The sequence below is a fragment of the Streptomyces sp. NPDC006207 genome, from assembly GCF_040613835.1.
In the GTDB taxonomy this organism is placed as follows: Bacteria; Actinomycetota; Actinomycetes; order Streptomycetales; family Streptomycetaceae; genus Actinacidiphila.
The window spans coordinates 18518-35271 of sequence record NZ_JBEXSX010000031.1 but is presented as its reverse complement, the minus strand read 5'-3'; the positions used below and the strand labels follow the sequence as shown (position 1 = coordinate 35271).

Below are 16754 nucleotides of genomic sequence, written 5' to 3'. Positions count from 1 at the left end.
GCCGTCGTGCCGTTGCCGGGTGCCCCAAGTCCCAGCCTTCCAGTCGGGACGAGGCGAGGTCGCGGGCCCGCGGCTTGTACCCGCAGCTGGCTCTCTGAGGAACGAGGGCAAAGTCATCTGGGGCCGTTCGTGGAAGAGCGGTGCCATCTGGCCGGACCGGTGGAAAGGCGTCGGGTCCGCCGGCGTTTTATCGTCGTCGTGTAGGAGTTTCCTCACCGAACGAGGTCGGTGAGATGGACACCGTGGATGGGGCATCCGCCGCCGGCACCCCGGCCCTCACTGGAGGTCCGGCGGCGTTCGTGGTGGACGCCGCGGGGCTGGTGTCCAGGTGGAGTCCGGCGGCCGAGCGTCTTTTGGGCTACGCGACGGCCGACGTCGTAGGCAGACCGGTGAGTGAGCTGTGCCCGGTGCTTCCGTGGGACTGCCTCCAGCAGATGTTGCTGGCCACGGGCACCGCCAGCACTCCTTGGCTCTCCACCGTCCTCATGCATCGGCACGGTCGTGCTGTGCCGGTCGCTCTCATGGCCTGTTCCGTGACGTCCGTCCTACCGGGCAGCAAGCGAACGGTGATCTTGGCATCCGCCGGTCCGCTACCGGAGATCTCCGAAAACGAGGCGGTGCGGAGCTGGCTCGACCACCACGAGCACCTTGCAGCGGTTGACCTGAGAAGGCGTATGGAGACCGTTGCCGCACCGGACCACAGCGCGGCTGAGATCACCCGGTCGTACCTGCCCGCCCGTAGTGGGACGGGGGTGAACGGCTCATGGATCGATGTGGTCCCTCTGTCCGGCATGCGTGTCGCCTTCAGCGTCGGTGACGTCTCGGTCTCCGGCGTGCAGGCCACCGTCTGCATCGGGCTGATCGGCGCAGCCGTTCGGGCGCTGTCGGAACTCGATCTCGCGCCCGAGGAAGTACTGGCCCGGTTGGATGACATCGTCTCGCGCTATGCCGCGGGCAGACACAACGAGTGGTCCGTGTGGTTTGTGGAACGACTGGTCGGCGCGACGTTCCTCTACGCCGTGTGGGACCCGGTCGGGCGCCGCTGCGTCGTGGCCAGTGCCGGCCACCCCCCACCCGCAGTCGCCGACCGAAATGGACTCGTCCACGTCCTCGATGCGCCCGGCAACAGGCCCTTGGGCATGGGCGAGCCGGTCTTCGAACCACTGAACCTCGAGCTCGCCGAAGGCAGCACTCTGCTCTTCTACACGGGCAGTCTGGTGCGCGCATGCGGCACGAACGATGGTGTGCCGCGCCTACTGCGCACGGCCATGCAGCGCAGCGGGCCATCGGTCGAGGACGTCTGCCGGGAACCGCGGACATCGCGGCGCCGCTCCTGGCGGCCGAGGACGACCTGTCGCTCCTTGTCGTTCGGACGCGTGCGCTCAGCGGCAACCAGGTGGTCACCTGGAAGCTGCCATGCGACCCTGCCGCCGTCGCCGACGCCCGCTCCCAGGTCATATGGCAACTCGAACAGTGGGGCCTTGGTCCCCTTGGCTTCGCCACGGAGCTGATCGCGAGCGAGCTGGTCACCAACGCCATCCGCTGACGGCCGAGAGCCGATCCGGCTGCGGCTGATACACGACCGGACCCTGATCTGCGAGGTGTGCGACGGCAGCAGTACCTCTCCGCACATCCGCCGGGCGAACACCACCGATGAGGGAGGGCGCGGCCTGTTCCTCGTGGCTGAATGCTCGCAGCGCTGGGGGGTGCGCTACACCGGCCAGGGCAAGACCATCTGGGCCGAACAGGCGCTTATGGCTGAAGCCACTGCGGACCTTCCGCAGTAGCCGGGCATCCTCAAGGGGCGGCTAGGTGTACGTAGGAGCGTTGCGGACTGGGCGTCCGGCTCAAACGTGGAGCGGGTCGGCAAAAACCTCACGGGCGGCTTCGACGAGTTTGTCGAGGTCCCCTACAGCGGCCCGGTCGCGCCGCCAGATCAGGGCGGTCTCCAGCCGGGGCTCGAAATCCGCAAACGGCAAGACCCTCGTGTTCTCCATCGCATAGCCGTGCATGGGGCTTTCCGCGTGAAGTATGGAAAAGTAGAAGGCCATCCCTCCGGATACCACTTCGGCGATTCCGTCGTAGCCGGTGTCGGTGAGCTTGATACGTTTCCTGACCCCTCGTTCCGCCATTTCCCGGTCGAGCAGTTCGAAATAGGTGGGCCTGATCTCCCTGGGGGAGACGACGAAGGAAAGATCGCTCAGGTCGGCAAGGGCCACGCAGTCCCTCCCCGCGAACCGGTCGGCGGGCACCACCGCTCCCAGCTGTTCCGACAGGACGGGCAGGACGTCCAGTACGGGGTCGTTGATCGGCAGCCGGGCCAGCGCCAGCGCGAGTCTGCTCTCGCACACGCCGGCGATCAGTGCCTTGGAGCTGCCCGGCCAGGTGAGGAGTTCGCACCACTCCCCGACACGCTCGGCGAGCGTGGTGACCTGTTCCCTGATCCGCGGGTGCACCCCTGGAGGGATGCCAACGAACATGGTGCTGCGCACCACCCCGGACGCCTCACGGAGCCGCCAGGGAATGGAATTGACCCGCTCCAGAACGTCCCGAGCGATCGGCAGCAGCGCCTCGCCGGCCGGCGTGAGGGTGACGTGGTGCGTGCTGCGGTCGAAGAGCCGCTGGTCGAGCTCTCGCTCCAGGTCCCTGATCCGCTGACTCAGCGGCGAGGTGGCCATGTGCATGCGACGGGCCGCCGCCGAGAAGTTCAACTCCTCCGCAACAGCAACAAAGTATCGCAAATGGAATATTTCCACTCCAACACATTATCCCTGATCCACGGGTCGGAGCCTGCACGTGAGCAAGTCGCTCCGACTGTGCGATGCCCCAGGGCCGGACTCGCCCGCTCACATCGGCCCGGCCGTGGCCGGGCCAGTCGGTTGGTTCACCGGCACAGGCTCCAAACTGAATTCGAAGAAAGCGAGGATTAAAACGAGGATCAGGCGGCACCATTGCGCCCAAAAGTTTCGAGGCGGCGCTGGCCACCGGAAGAACGGCCTGATCGCGTGGTGAAAAGATTTTTTGCGCGGCACACGCTGGTGCAGGGCCCGTACCGACCACTTCGCAGCCGAAGGGCCTGCATCGGTGTGACCGCTGCGGTCACACCGATGTCAGCAATACGATAATTCCGTTGCCAGCAATGTGCGCTTAGCGTTTCTTTCGTATCCGACAAAAGCAGCGAAAGGACGCGACCGTGGCGGAAATGCACTCCCCCGGACCGCTCGATGGGGTGCGGGTGATCGACCTCTCGACCGTGGTCATGGGCCCGTATGCGGCCCAGATCCTGGGAGATCTGGGTGCCGATGTCATCAAGATCGAGTCACCCTCGGACTCCCTTCACGTGGGTGAGTACCGCAACACGCCGGGCATGACCCCGCTGCACCTCAATGTCAACCGCAACAAGCGGAGCGTGGCCCTGGATTTGAAGGACGAGGCCGAGCACGCCCAGGCCTTGGAGCTGATCCACACCGCCGACGTACTGATCACCAACATGCGCCCCCGCGCGCTCGCCCGTCTGGGCCTGACCTACGACGACCTCGCCGCCGACAACCCGGGCCTGGTCTACGCGCACGCCGCCGGCTTCCGCGGCGACTCCGACCGGGCGGACGCCGCCGCCTACGACGAGACCGTGCAGGCCGCCTCCGGACTGGTCGACATCGCCAACCGCGCCCTGGGCACGCCGCTCTACCTGCCGTCCATCCTCGCCGACAAGGTCTCCGGCCTGACCATCGCCTACAGCGTGCTCGCCGCCCTGGTACACCGGAACAGGACCGGGCGCGGCCAGCAGATCGAGATCCCGATGGCCGACACGCTGATCACGTTCAACCTGGTCGAGCACCTCGCCGGGCACACCTTCGACCCGGCGACAGGTCCCACCGGCTACCCGCGGTCGCTGTCGCAGCACCACAAGGCGCGGCGGACCAAGGACGGCCTGGCCGCCGTGATCCCGTACACGCCGCAGAACTACCGCGACTTCTTCCATGCCGCCGGCCGTCCCGACCTGGCCGCCGACCCCAGGGTCAACGGCCCCGTCCTCAACATCGCCGACGCCGACGACCTGTCCGACCTGGTCGACCAATGCGCGCCCGCGCTGACCACGGCCGAGTGGACCGAGGTGTGCACCAAGCACAGCATCCCGATGGGGCCGGTGCTGGAGCTGGACCACTCGCACGAGGACCCCTACGTCCGCGAGGGCCACTTGCTGGAGACGGTCGAGCACCCGACCGAGGGCCCAGTACGCACGATCGGGATCCCCGTGAGGTTCTCCGCCACGCCCGGCTCGATCCGCCGTCTGGCACCGGTTCCCGGCCAGGACACCGCTGAGGTCCTCGCCGAGTTGACGGACGCCGGCTGAGCCGCGCGGAGCAGTGGGAGAAATCATGAACAGCGAAGTGCGCGTCCAGCGGATCTGCTCGACGCTCCTGATCACGATCGACCGCCCGCAGGCACGCAACGCGGTGAACTCCGCGGTCGCCGCCGGCCTGACCGCCGCGCTCGACGAACTGGAGAGCGACAGCACCCTGCGGGCCGGTGTCCTCACCGGAGCGAAGGGCACCTTCAGCGCCGGCATGGACCTCAAGGCCGCCCTGAACGGCGACTTGCCCGTGATCCCGGGCCGCGGATTCGGCGGCCTGACCGAAGCCGAACTGACCAAGCCGCTGATCGCCGCCGTGGAGGGCTTCGCCCTGGGCGGCGGCTTCGAGCTCGCCCTGGGGTGCGACCTCATCGTCGCCGCCGAGGACGCGACGCTCGGCCTGCCCGAGGTCAAGCGCGGTCTGATCGCCGCGGGCGGCGGCGTGATCAGGCTGCCCCGGCGCATCCCGTACCACCTCGCCATGGAGTTCCTGCTCACCGGTGAGCCCGTCAGCGGTCGCCGCGCCGGGGAACTGGGCCTGGCCAACCGGGTCACCGCGCCCGGCGAGGCCGTGGCCACCGCCCTGAAACTCGCCGAGCAGCTCGCGCACAACGCGCCGCTCGCACTAGCCGCGGTGAAGAACCTTCTGCGGCACGCCGACGGCACACCCGAGACCGACGCCTTCGCCGCGCAGCGCGAGGCGCAGGACAACTTGATGGCCTCGGCCGACGTCCGCGAAGGCATGACCGCCTTCGCCGAACGCCGCGCACCGCGGTGGACGGGGAAGTGACATGCGGATCCCCGACGTACGCCGCCACGCGACCACCCCGCTGACCAGCCCGGCGTTCCCACCCGTGACACCGCGGTTCACCGACCGTGAATACCTCAGCGTCGTCTACCGCACCGACCCCGACGTGCTGCGCGCCGTCGTCCCCGAGCCCCTGCGCATCGAGGAGCCACTGGTCCGGTTCGAGATCATGAAGATGAACGACGTCACCGGGTACGGCCCTTACACCGAGGGCGGCCAGGCAATCCAGGTCAGCTTCGAGGACGAGCGGGGCGAGTACCTGCACGCGATGTACCTCGACAACTTCCCGGCGACAGCGGCCGGACGCGAGATCGGCGCCTACCCGAAGGTCATGGGCGCACCGAAGCTGTACGCCGACCACGACACCCTGGTCGGCACCCTCGACTACGGCACACTGCGGGTGGCCACCGCGACCATGGGCTACAAGCACCACCCGCTCGACCCACGCGAAGCCCGGGCGCAGATCACGGTGCCGACCTTCATGCTCAAGACCATCCCGGGATACGACGGCACCCCGCGCATCCAGGAACTGGTCCGCACCCAGATCACCGACGTCGTCGTCAAAGCCGCCTACACCGGCCCCGCGCGGCTGCAGTTGTTCCAGCACGTGCTTGCGCCGCTGGCCGACCTGCCCGTCCTGGAGATCGTCTCGGCGAGCCACATCCTCACCGACCTGACCCTCGCGCCGGTCACACCGGTCTTCGACTACCTCCAGGCAGGCACACCATGACCCACCCCTTCCGCACCGCCGCCGTGATCGGCGCCGGCACCATCGGGCTGTCCTGGACCGCGCTGTTCGCCGCCCACGGCCTGACCGTCCGGGTCAGCGACCCGCGCCCCGACCTCGCCGAGGCCGTCGACACCGCGCTGGCACAGTTCACCCCGCACCTGGCCGCCCTGGGCCTCGACGTCGGCGCCCTGGCCGGCCGGGTACACCTCGCCGGCGACGTCACCGAAGCCGTCCACGACGCCGACGTCGTCCAGGAGAACGGCCCCGAGAACCTCGACTTCAAGAAGCGGCTGTTCGCCCGACTGGTGAAGGAGGCCCCCTGGCACGCGCTGCTGCTGAGCTCGTCCTCCGCGATCCCCGCGACCGCCTTCACCGGGCACCTCCAGGACGCGAGCCGGATCCTCATCGGCCACCCGTTCAACCCGCCCCACCTGATCCCGCTGGTCGAGGTCGTGCCGGGCAAGTGCACCAGCGAGGACGCCGTCCAGGACGCCGTCGACTTCTACACCTTCCTCGGCCGCACCCCCGTCGTCGAACGCAAGGAGATCCCCGGGTTCGTCGGCAACCGCCTCCAGCGCGCGGTCAGCCGCGAGGCCACCTACCTCGTCCAGCAGGGCGTCATCACCCCGGACGACCTCGACACGGTGCTGACGACCTCGCTCGGTATCCGCTGGGCCACCGTCGGCCTCTTCCTCGGCCAGCACCTCGGCGGCGGCCCGGGCGGCTACCGCCACCTGATCGAGCACATCGGCGCATCCATGGGCCACCTGGCCCCCGGACAGCCGTCGAACGACCCCGCGGACCAGGAACGCGTCGTGAAAGCCGTGGAGCAGGCTTACGGCTCCCACAGCTACGCCGACCTCGCCGGCGAACGCGACCGCAGGCAACTCGCCGTCCTGGCCGCACTGCACCGCACCGCCCAGACCAACCGCACCAAGGAGAACTGACATGGACCACGAGCTCACCGCGCTGGAAGACGATCTGGCCGCCGACTTCTACCACTACGAGGCGCTGCTCCCGGACGAGGAACGCAAGATCCTCCTCAAGGCCCGCACCCTCATGCGGGACGAGATCAAGCCCCTGGTGAACGACAACTGGGCCAAGGGCGAGTTCCCCGTCGAACTGATCGACAAGTTCCGCGGCAGCGGCCTGGCCGCACTGTCCTACGACGGCTACGGCGAGCACCAGTCGGCCGTCAGCCACCTGCTGGGCGGCATGATGGCCATGGAACTCAGCCGTACGGACTCCTCCGTCGCCACCTTCTTCGGCGTCCACAACGGACTCGCCTTCTACTCCATCCACCACGGCGGCAGCCAGGAACAACGCGACCGCTGGCTGCCGCAGATGGCCACCATGGACAAGATCGGCGCGTTCGCCCTCACCGAGCCCCTGGGCGGCTCCGACGTCGCCGGCGGGATGCGCACCACCGCCCGCCGCGAAGGCGACACCTGGGTCCTCAACGGCGCCAAGAAGTGGATCGGCAACGCCACCTTCGCCGACTACGTCGTGGTGTGGGCACGGGACGTCGACGACAACCACGTCAAGGGCTTCGTCGTCGAGAAGGGCACGCCCGGGTTCGTCCCGGAGAAGATCGAGGGCAAGATCGCACTGCGCATCGTGCAGAACGCCGAGATCACCCTCACCGACGTGCGCGTGCCCGAGACGGACCGGCTGCAGAACATCAACTCCTTCCGGGACGTCGCGGAGATCCTGCGCATGACCCGCAGCGGAGTCGCCTGGCAGTCGCTGGGCCTCATGATCGGCGCCTACGAACTGGCCCTGGACTACGCCAAGGAGCGCATCGCGTTCGGCCGCCCGATCGCCAAGTTCCAGATGGTGCAGGACCTGCTCGTCAAGAGCCTCGGCAACATCACCGCCTCCTGGGGCATGCTGGTGCAGCTCGCCCGCCTGCAGGACGCCGGCATCTTCCGCGACGAACAGTCCGCGCTCGCCAAGGGCTTCGTCTCCTCACGGATGCGCGAGGTCGTCGCCTGGAGCCGCGAGATCTTCGGCGGCAACGGCATCCTGCTCGGCTACGACATCGCCCGGTTCTTCGCCGACTCCGAAGCCCTCTACTCCTACGAGGGCACCCGCGAGATGCAGACCCTGATCGTCGGCAAGTCCATCACCGGACAGAGCGCCTTCGTCTGAAGTCCCCGGCGACCCGCGGGCGGACATGCGCCGCAGCGCCCCTCCTCGTCGCCACCGCGCCCGACCGACACAGCACCGCACCGTCCTCCAAGGAGGATCCCATGCCCGTCTTCCACGCCCACGTTCCCGCACGCCGCTACACCGCGGAGCAGAAACGCGCGCTCGCCGATGCCCTCAACCAGTCCCTGGTCCAGGGCCTCGGCATCCCCGAGGGCGACCGCTTCATCATGATCAGCGAACACGGCGAGAACGAGCTGTTCCTGGACCCGACCTTCATGGGCATGCAACGCAGCAGCGACGCCGTGATCATCACCGTACTCCTCGGCGCCCACCGCCCCCTCAAGGACAAGCGGGCCGTTGCCGCCACCATCAACAAGCTGGTGGCCGGCGCACTCGGCATTTCACCCGACGACATATTCATCGCGCTGATCCCCACCCCGAACGAGAACTTCTCCTTCGGCAGGGGCCAACTCCAACTCGCCGACACCGCGCCACGCTGGTGAACCGACAGCCGCCCAGTACGACGAACGCGCCGTCACACACGCTACCGCGCAGCCCGTGACCGCCCCTCGGCGAGCATCCAGAACCCGGCCTGCGCATTCACCGAGCGGCGTCGTTGAAGCTCATCTGATCCATCCGGGACCGAGTCCCGGCATACCAAGGAGGCCGTTGTTCATGGTCAAACGAAAGAACGTCGAGTTCGCCGCAGACCCAGGAGTCACGCTGCGCGGCTGGCTCTGCCTGCCCGACGGGCCGGGGCCGCATCCGGCGATCACCATGGCCCACGGCTATGCGGGGATCAAGGAACACGGCCTGGAACCGTTCGCGCGGGCCTTCGCCGAAGGCGGATTCGCCGTGCTGCTGCACGACCACCGCACCTTCGGGGCCAGCGAAGGTGAGCCCCGGCAGGACGTCGACCCCTGGCAGCAGATCACCGACTGGCGACGGGCCATCTCCTACCTGGAGAGCCGGCCCGAGGTCGACCCTGACCGCATCGGTCTGTGGGGCACCAGCTACGCCGGCGGCCACGCCATCGTGCTGGGCGCCACCGACCGCCGACTGCGGGCGGTGGTCGCCCAGGTGCCCACCATCAGCGGATTCGAGCAGGGGCAACGCCGCGTAGCACCGGACGCCGTCGCCGCGCTGGAAGAATCCTTCGCCGAGGACGAGCGGGCGCGTTTCCGCGGCGAGGTCCCGCGCACGCAGGCCGTCGTCAGCAGCGATCCCGCGGTCCCCGCCGCCTACCGCACACAGGAAGCCCTCGACTTCTACCTGCAGCCCGCGCCCGGCGGCATGTGGGAGAACAAGGTCACCATCCGGTCCACCCGCGCGGCCCGCACGTATGAGCCCGGAACCTGGATCACACGGGTCTCCCCCACCCCACTGCTCATGGTGATCGCCCTGAGCGACACCGTCACCGTCACCGACCTCGCCCTCGCGGCCTACGAGCGAGCACTCGAACCCAAACGGCTGCATCTGCTCCCCGGGGGCCACTTCGACCCCTACGTCGAACAGTTCGACCAGGCCAGCACCGCTGCCCTCACCTGGTTCCGCGAACACCTCGGCTGACGGAGCACGTACAGCGCGGGAATACCTGTACCCGGGAAAAATCTGGGAGGTGTCCGGCCGATCGTGTGCGGGGCCAGACGGCGAGTGCGGCTGCGGTGGTAGCGCCGGGCAAGACGCAGCCACGCTTGGCATACCGGGTGGGCGCGACCTGTGCTGCTTGAGCCGGGTCATCGCTCGCTCGGTGGTGTCGCGTTTCTTGTACCGGTCTTCGTCGAAGCCGGTGGTTGTCTGGATTTTCGCTGGCTGTCGGTCCGGGATGGTGCGTCGGATGCGGCGGCATCGCAAGTCTTCGTGGATGGGTCGCTGCCGTAGGCCCTTGTCCGCTGCGAGGATCTCGGCTTCTTGCCGGGTCTGCCCGGTCCGAGTTCGGGTACGAGCAGCCTCGAAGGCGCCGGCTGCGCCAGGGACATGGTCAAGCGACGGGGCCGAACCGAAACCGGGGCGGTCGCCACCGCCGTCACTCGGCCCGAGTCGGTCCGTGCGCTTGCGGCTCGGATTGCCTGGTGCCGATCTCGGTGAGAGCGGTGTGCGCGGCTTGCAGCAGTTCTTCGGAAATCGGGTTGCCCCGGGTAGCGCGGGCGAGGAGGAGAGCGCCGACCATGGTGCATAGCTGAGCCAGTCCGTCGTCGCCGGTGGCCAGCCGTGCGGCCCGGTTCCGCACCCCGTTGATGTAGACCTGCTGGGAGCGGGCGGCCTGGTCAGGGTCACGCCCCAGATCGGGGGCAAATCCGGAGACGGGACAGCCTTCCCCGACGTGATCGCGGTGCCAGGTCGAGAGGTATTGCTCGATCAACGTCCGTCGGACGGCTTCGTACTCCCCGGCCTGATCCTCGAGCGGCACGGGCGAGTGGGCCGTCGGGTCCTCGAAGGCGTGGGCGATAGCCTCGTCCACCAGGTCATCCTTGGACGCGAACTGCTTGTAGAACGCGCCGTGGGTGAGCCCGGCTGCCTGCATCAGGTCGGCGATCCTGACCGAGGTGCCGCGCTCGCGGAACATGCGTGAGGCGATGCCCACGACGTGCTGCCGGTTCTCCTGTGCCTGCGCCCTCGATACGCGGCCCACGGGACCACCCTCCTCAGATAGTCGCATCTTGTCATCTATCCTATCCCGTGTTTAGTCTGATCCCGACATCTATTTCGCCGATGAGGCCCCTCTAGGCAAGTCAGGCAGGGCTTTGCGCTGCCCTTTGCCGCCCGAGGCCGACCGCCTCCGGACGGCACTCGCGGATCCACCGACAGCACTGGAGACCCTGTGGCGTCACCGCCCACCCCCGCCGAATCCTCCTCACCCGCGCCGTCCTTGCCCCCCGCGGCGCCTGCCCAGCAGCGAAGGGTTTCCGAGGTGGTCCACCGCCGACGCTGGGGCATCCTGGCTGTGCTCGCGTTCAGCCTCCTGGTGGTGATGCTGGACAACTCGATACTCAACGTGGCGATGAAGACGATCGCCCAGCCTGCTCCCACCGGGCTGGGTTCCACCCAGAGTCAGCTCGAGTGGGCGCTCAACTCCTACACGCTGGTCTTCGCCGGGCTGCTCTTTGCTCGGTGACCGGCTCGGCCGCAAGAAGGTACTGCTCTTCGGCATGGCCGTGTTCGGCGTGGGATCCGTGCTGTCCGCGCTGTCGGACTCCTCCGGGCAGCTCATCACCTTCCGCGCCATGATGGGCTTCGGCGGGGCCTTCATCCTGCCCGCCACCCTGGCAATCATCATGAACGTCTTCGAGCCCGAGGAGCAGCCCAAGGCCATCGGCATATGGACCGGTGTGGTCGGGTTCGCCATCGCCGCCGGCCCCATCGCCGGCGGCGTCCTGCTGGAGCACTTCTGGTGGGGCTCAGTCTTCCTGGTCAATGTGCCGATCGTGGTCGTCGCGATGGCCGCCATGGTGGTGGTCGTCCCCGACTCCAAGGACCCAAGGCCCGGCACGCTCGACCCTTTCGGAGTGCTGCTGTCGATCGCCGGTCTGGCCGTACTGGTCTACGGCATCATCAAGGGCGGCCAGTACGGCGACTTCACCCGGCCCGAGGCCTGGGCGACGATCCTCGGCGGCTTGGCGGTCCTCGCCGGCTTCGTGGTGTACGAGGCACGCAGCGACCATCCGGCCCTCGATGTCACCTACTTCCGCAACCGGCGGTTCTCCGCGTCGGTCGCCGCCATCGGCCTGGTCTTCTTCGCCCTGATGGGCGTCACGTTCTTCAGTGTCTTCTACAACCAGAGCGTGCGAAGCTACAGCGTCCTGCAGTCCGGACTGCTCGTCCTGCCGCTGGCCGCCTCCCAGATGTTCTTCGCCCCGCGGGCACGGTTGGCCGTCAACCGCTTCGGAGTCCGATCCGTGTGCGCCGCCGGCCTCGTTCTGACCGCCCTGGGCTTTGGCGGCTTCCTGCTCCTCGACCAGAACACCCCTATCTGGGTACTGGAAGTGCTGTTCTTCTTCATGGGCACGGGCATGGCGCATGTGATGCCGCCCGCCACCGTCGTGATCATGTCGTCGCTACCGCGGGAGAAGGCCGGCTCCGGGTCCGCGGTCAACAACACCTTCCGGCAGGTCGGCGGAGCCATGGGCGTCGCCGTGCTGGGATCGCTACTGTCCACCACCTACCGCAGCGGTATCGACGGCCACCTGAACGTACTGCCCCCCTCCGACCGGCACGCCGCAGGTGAATCCGTCCAAGCGACCCTGACCGTCGCCGAGAAACTGGGACCGGCCGGCAGGGCGCTCGTGCAGCCCGCACACGACGCCTTCAATCACGCCATGCACATCACCGCAGTAGGGGCAGCAATCGTCGCACTGGTCGGTGCGGTCGTCGTGCTGATCTTCCTGCCGCGCAAGGACGTCGCCGTGGCCGGCGGCGGTGAGAAATCCCAAAGCCAGACCGAAGGAGTCCAACGGTGACCACAAACCATCCCCGCGAGACACCGAAGGCGAGCGCCTGCCGGGAAGGCCCCCGCAGTGACGCCGCCGACACCGCCATCATCGAGACCATGCTGCGGCAGCTCAAGGAGCGCGCCACGACAGGCGAGCTCTCCGTGGCGGGCATCGCCCGTAGCGCCGGCGTCGGCAAGGCCACCCGGATCAGCGCTGACACCGCCGAAGCCTATGTCTTGCTGACAGCTCCACTGCCGCTCTGATCACACCTCAACTCGAATATCCATCACTCCGAAGGAGATTGACTGATGAGTGCCAACAACCTTGTTCTTATCCCCGGCGCCGGCGGTGTGGGTCGTACGGTCTTCGAGCACTTGCGTGCTCAAGACGTGCCGGTGCGTTTCATGGTCCGCACCGAGGACGAGCGTGCGGCCGAGCTCCGCAAGCTCGGCGCGGAAGTCGTCTTCGGCGACCTGACCCGGCCCGAGACCGTAGCGGCCGCGCTGCAGGGCGTGACGCGCATGTACTTCGCGATGCGCGTGTCGCCGGACCACCTGCTGGCCGCGACCGTGGTGGCCTCCGTTGCGAAGGAGTACGGGAAGCTTCAGGCCCTGGTAGGCCTGTCCCAGATGACGGTGTCACAGATGACAGCCACCAGCACCAAGGAGTCGCACCAGCAGCGGCTGCACTGGCTGGCGGAACAGGTCTTCAACTGGTCGGGGCTGCCCGTGGTGCACATCCGGCCGACGGCGTTCCTGGACACTCCGCTGTTCACCATGATGGCGGCGCGGTCAATCAAGGAGAACGGTTCGATCGCGCTGCCGTTCGGCGCCGGACGCACCTCGCCGATCGCCGTGGACGATGTCGCCCGGGTCGTCGCCACCGTGCTCCGCGACCCCGCTCCGCACATCGGGCAGGTCTATGAGCTGACCGGGCCCCGCTCCGTCGACATGACGCAGCTGACCGAGGAGTTCTCGCGGGCACTGGGACGCCAGGTGTCCTACGTGGACGTGCCCCCGGAGAAGTGGGAGGCGCAGCTCCCGAAGATGGGGATGCCGCCACACCTCGTACAGCACGTCGCCACAATGGCTCGGTTGCACCGGGACGACCGCTACAACCGCACGGCCGACGGCGTCGAGCGTGTGACGGGAACTCCAGCACAGTCGATCGAGGAGTTCGTGGCCGCCCGCAAGGACATCTACCTGGGCTGAGCAACCCCGGTCCGTGATCACGATCTACGGCTGGAGCAATGCACTTTGAGGTGCTGCTCACCCTCGCCAGAGAAACTCGTGCGCCATCGCGATCATGGCCCGTGCCGCAGCACCGGGCGGGCGCTCGGACGGAGCGGCCAGGGAAAACCGCCATTCCAGATCCGAATCCTCGACCGTCAGCGTGGCGACGTCCTGTGCCTTACCGACGGCGACGCGTGGGAGCAGCGCCACGCCCAGACCATTTTGGACGTAGGCAACGCCGGTGGTGATGTCGGTGATCTCGATGGCGACGTGATGGGGGACGCCGGCGGCGTCGAAGGCCCGGTCCGCGACGGTCCGGTTGCTGTAGCCCACGGGGAAGTCGACGAATTCCAGGCCGGCCAGTTCGGTGATCGACACAGTGGGGCGTTTTGCGAGCGGATGGCCGGCCGGTACGACGAGGTCGAGCACCGAGGTGGCGAGGTCGGTCAGCGCGAGGCCTGACGGGTGCGGCCCGGGCCCCGAGACGAAGGCGAGGTCGAGCCGACGTTCGAGGAGGGCTTCGGCCAGGCCCTGGGAGCCGGACGGGGCGGTGCTGGTCTGCAGGAACACCCGGGGATGGCGCCGGTGGTATTCACCAAGGAACACCGGAAGGTCGATGAGCCCGACCGTGGCTATCGCGCCCAGCCGCAGGGTGCCGCGCAGTCCGCCGCGGACCTCAGCCACCGAGTCCACGCCCTCCCGGACCGCGTCGAGAGCTGCGTGCGCGCGCGGGAGCAGCGCGGCACCGGCATCGGTGAGCAGCACGCGTTTGGGGGTGCGCTCCAGCAGCGGTGTGCCGAGTTCCCGCTCAAGGTTCTTGATGGTGGTGGAGACCGCCGACTGGACGACGTGCACCCGTGCCGCGGCGCGGGTGAAGTTCGCTTCCTCGGCGACCGCGACGAAGTACTCGAGCTGGCGCAGTTCCACCCTCCGAGTATCCCCCAGCCAGCCCCGAGTATCTCTCAGCGAGATGGCGGCAGTCTCTGACTTGTGTTGGACGATGCCTGTCACGTCTTGCAACTCTGTAGAAAGTTCAACCGATAAGGAGTTTGAAAATGACCTACAACACGCCACCGACGTATCTGGGCAGCGGCGACCCGGCACGGCAGCGCAAGGACTACTACCCCCCTTGGCTGGACAATCTTGCCGACGATGTGACGCTGGAAGCCGGCGTCCTCACCGGTACCGTCCACGGAGCCAAGGACGTCCTCGCCATCCTGTCCTACGCGCGCACCCTGTACGAATTCCAGGACTTCATCTACATCGGCAAGTACGGAGAGAACGGATTCGTCGAGGACTACGCGGCAACGGTGGACGGCAGGCCGATCGCCAACATCGCCGTCGTCTACAAGAATGAAGAGGGACAGACACAGCATCTGGTGATGAACCACCGGCCGCTGCCCATGCTCCAGTACTTCTCCCGGAAGCTGGGCGAGCACTTCGCCGGGACAGAGTACGCGAAGTACTGCGCCGACCCCTCGGACGCCGATTACGCCTGAACATCACACTCATTTCCTCCACAAATGAGGAAATGCGGTCAGAATTAGGTAATTCTGGATGCTCGCTGCTGTTCTGCACGGACACGACCACAGGGGCGTGACTCGATCGCCAACCTGCAGATGCACACTCGTCGGCCCCCTGAGCCGAATCTAGGCAGCGGGCGTTCAGCGGACGCCACATTGCCCCTTGAAATTCCGGGCCGGGCTCCGAAATGCAGAAACAAAAGATCCAAAGGACTCCGAGAAACGAAAGGTCCCCCATGCCTCAATCCCTGCGCGCGCTCGTAGCCGGCAAGGTCGGCGAACCCACCGAGGTCCTGCGGCTGGAATCCCGGCCCGTTCCCACGCCGAAAGCCGGCCAGGCGTTGATCCGTGTGAAGGCGACCCCGATTCACGCCAGCGATCTGCACGTGCTGCGTGGCCGCTACGGCTTCTCCCCCGAGTTTCCGGCCGTCGGCGGTCACATGGAATGCGTGGGCCGTGTCGCAGCCCTGGGCCCGAATACCGAGGGACTGACGACCGGCGAGCGCGTGGTGGTCGCCGCGGTCCCCGCGGTACCCGGGCCTCCCGTGGCCGGCACCTGGCAGGAATACCTTGTCGCCGATACACGAAGGCTCCTGCCCATCCCCGACGATCTGAGCGACTCCAGCGCCTGTCAGCTCGCCGTCAACCCCCTGACCGCGCTGCTCCTCGTGACGCGCGAACTCAACGTGCAGCCGGGCGAATGGCTGCTGCAGACCGCCGCCGGCTCCACCGTCGGGCGACTCGTGATCCAACTGTGCAGGCATCTGGGCATTCGCACGATCAATGTCGTGCGGCGGCGCGACGCCGTTGAGGAGATCAAGGCGCTCGGTGGTGACGAGGTCATCTGCACCGAGGACGAGGACCTGGTGCAGCGGGTAGCCGAGACCGCGGGACTGGACGGCGTGCACAAGGCCATCGACTGCGTCGCGGGCCACGTGGGTGCCCAGGTGTCCCAGGCACTGGCTCCGGGCGGACAGGTCGTGGTCTACGGCGCACTCTCCACCCATCGGCAGACCGACCCGGCGGCGCTGACGATCCCGCTCCAGGCACGCTCAGTCATCTACGAGACCAAAACAGTCCGTGGCTTCTGGCTGAACCGCTGGTTCGGCACCGCCTCGCCCCAGGAGGCGCTGCGCGCACTGTCCCAGGTGCGCACTCTCGTCGCCGATGAAGTGCTGAGCATCCCCCAAGGTACGCCGTTCCCACTCGAACGCTTCACCGAAGCCATCGAGCTCGCCGAAACACCAGCACGTCGCGCCAAGCCACTCTTCATCTTCGAAGACGACCAGAGCAAGGACGACCGGTAAGTAGCCGCTAGCGCCGGTGCGTCATCAGGACGGTCCGCTGCCGGACCTCGCAGCCGTCCCCGGTTCCTGTCCACGGCCAGCGTGACAACAAAGCAGCACTCGACCACGGGCAGCCGTACGCGTTCTGCTTGGCAGGCCTCGGATACTCGCGCTTCACACGCTGCCGCGGCCCAAGAAGCCGCATGCCCGACGACTGTCCAGCGCCAGCCCGGGGACTGT

At 67.5% G+C, this 16754-nt stretch carries 15 protein-coding genes and 1 pseudogene; 13 read left to right on the top strand and 3 right to left on the bottom strand.

Annotation, left to right across the window (positions count from 1 at the left end; translation table 11 throughout):
• The first annotated feature begins 233 nt into the window (after positions 1–233).
• Positions 234–1511, top strand: coding sequence for a PP2C family protein-serine/threonine phosphatase (locus ABZ312_RS24270; RefSeq protein WP_500327842.1), 1278 nt, complete (start codon positions 234–236; stop codon positions 1509–1511).
• A gap of 336 nt (positions 1512–1847) precedes the next feature.
• Here the strand turns inward: ABZ312_RS24270 and ABZ312_RS24265 are convergent, their stop codons facing one another.
• A complete protein-coding gene (locus ABZ312_RS24265; protein WP_500359125.1) occupies positions 1848–2756 on the bottom strand; it encodes a LysR family transcriptional regulator in 909 nt (302 codons plus the stop codon).
• Positions 2757–3202: 446 nt separating this feature from the next.
• Between ABZ312_RS24265 and ABZ312_RS24260 the strand changes: the two genes are divergently transcribed.
• The 7 genes from ABZ312_RS24260 to ABZ312_RS24230 all read left to right on the top strand — a co-directional run bounded on the left by ABZ312_RS24260 (position 3203) and on the right by ABZ312_RS24230 (position 9612).
• Positions 3203–4354 carry a CaiB/BaiF CoA transferase family protein gene (locus ABZ312_RS24260; protein ID WP_500327890.1) on the top strand — a complete coding sequence of 384 codons (1152 nt, stop codon included), beginning with the start codon at positions 3203–3205 and terminating at the stop codon, positions 4352–4354.
• Between the two features lie 25 nt (positions 4355–4379).
• On the top strand, positions 4380–5144 hold the full coding sequence (locus ABZ312_RS24255) for a crotonase/enoyl-CoA hydratase family protein (RefSeq protein WP_500327843.1): 765 nt from the start codon (positions 4380–4382) through the stop codon (positions 5142–5144).
• 1 nt (position 5145) lies between these two features.
• Positions 5146–5892 carry an acetoacetate decarboxylase gene (locus ABZ312_RS24250; RefSeq protein WP_500327844.1) on the top strand — a complete coding sequence of 249 codons (747 nt, stop codon included), beginning with the start codon at positions 5146–5148 and terminating at the stop codon, positions 5890–5892.
• Positions 5889–6839, top strand: a complete 951-nt coding sequence (locus ABZ312_RS24245) for a 3-hydroxyacyl-CoA dehydrogenase NAD-binding domain-containing protein (RefSeq protein ID WP_500327845.1) — start codon at positions 5889–5891, stop codon at positions 6837–6839. Before ABZ312_RS24250 ends, ABZ312_RS24245 begins: the two co-directional genes overlap by 4 nt.
• Before the next feature lies 1 nt (position 6840).
• Positions 6841–8043, top strand: a complete 1203-nt coding sequence (locus ABZ312_RS24240) for an acyl-CoA dehydrogenase family protein (RefSeq protein ID WP_500327846.1) — start codon at positions 6841–6843, stop codon at positions 8041–8043.
• A 101-nt stretch (positions 8044–8144) separates the two neighbouring features.
• Positions 8145–8546 (top strand): tautomerase family protein, encoded by a 402-nt coding sequence (locus ABZ312_RS24235; protein WP_500327847.1) that lies wholly within the window; start codon positions 8145–8147, stop codon positions 8544–8546.
• Positions 8547–8718: 172 nt separating this feature from the next.
• On the top strand, positions 8719–9612 hold the full coding sequence (locus ABZ312_RS24230) for an alpha/beta hydrolase (RefSeq protein ID WP_500327849.1): 894 nt from the start codon (positions 8719–8721) through the stop codon (positions 9610–9612).
• Positions 9613–10069: 457 nt separating this feature from the next.
• Here the strand turns inward: ABZ312_RS24230 and ABZ312_RS24225 are convergent, their stop codons facing one another.
• Positions 10070–10675 (bottom strand): TetR/AcrR family transcriptional regulator, encoded by a 606-nt coding sequence (locus ABZ312_RS24225; protein WP_500438758.1) that lies wholly within the window; start codon positions 10673–10675, stop codon positions 10070–10072.
• Between the two features lie 237 nt (positions 10676–10912).
• Here ABZ312_RS24225 and ABZ312_RS24220 point away from each other — a divergent pair.
• From ABZ312_RS24220 to ABZ312_RS24210, 3 genes and pseudogenes are all read left to right on the top strand, one after another.
• Positions 10913–12500: pseudogene (locus ABZ312_RS24220) on the top strand (MFS transporter).
• Positions 12497–12736 (top strand): hypothetical protein, encoded by a 240-nt coding sequence (locus tag ABZ312_RS24215; RefSeq protein WP_500438757.1) that lies wholly within the window; start codon positions 12497–12499, stop codon positions 12734–12736. Before ABZ312_RS24220 ends, ABZ312_RS24215 begins: the two are co-directional and overlap by 4 nt.
• Before the next feature lie 45 nt (positions 12737–12781).
• Positions 12782–13684 (top strand): NmrA family NAD(P)-binding protein, encoded by a 903-nt coding sequence (locus tag ABZ312_RS24210; protein WP_500438756.1) that lies wholly within the window; start codon positions 12782–12784, stop codon positions 13682–13684.
• Between the two features lie 57 nt (positions 13685–13741).
• On the opposite strand, the gene ABZ312_RS24205 is transcribed toward ABZ312_RS24210, so the two are convergent.
• Positions 13742–14632 (bottom strand): LysR family transcriptional regulator, encoded by an 891-nt coding sequence (locus ABZ312_RS24205; RefSeq protein WP_500359130.1) that lies wholly within the window; start codon positions 14630–14632, stop codon positions 13742–13744.
• A gap of 128 nt (positions 14633–14760) precedes the next feature.
• Between ABZ312_RS24205 and ABZ312_RS24200 the strand changes: the two genes are divergently transcribed.
• On the top strand, positions 14761–15204 hold the full coding sequence (locus tag ABZ312_RS24200; protein WP_500438755.1) for a hypothetical protein: 444 nt from the start codon (positions 14761–14763) through the stop codon (positions 15202–15204).
• Positions 15205–15464: 260 nt separating this feature from the next.
• Positions 15465–16535, top strand: a complete 1071-nt coding sequence (locus ABZ312_RS24195) for a zinc-dependent alcohol dehydrogenase family protein (protein WP_500327858.1) — start codon at positions 15465–15467, stop codon at positions 16533–16535.
• Positions 16536–16754 lie beyond the last annotated feature (219 nt).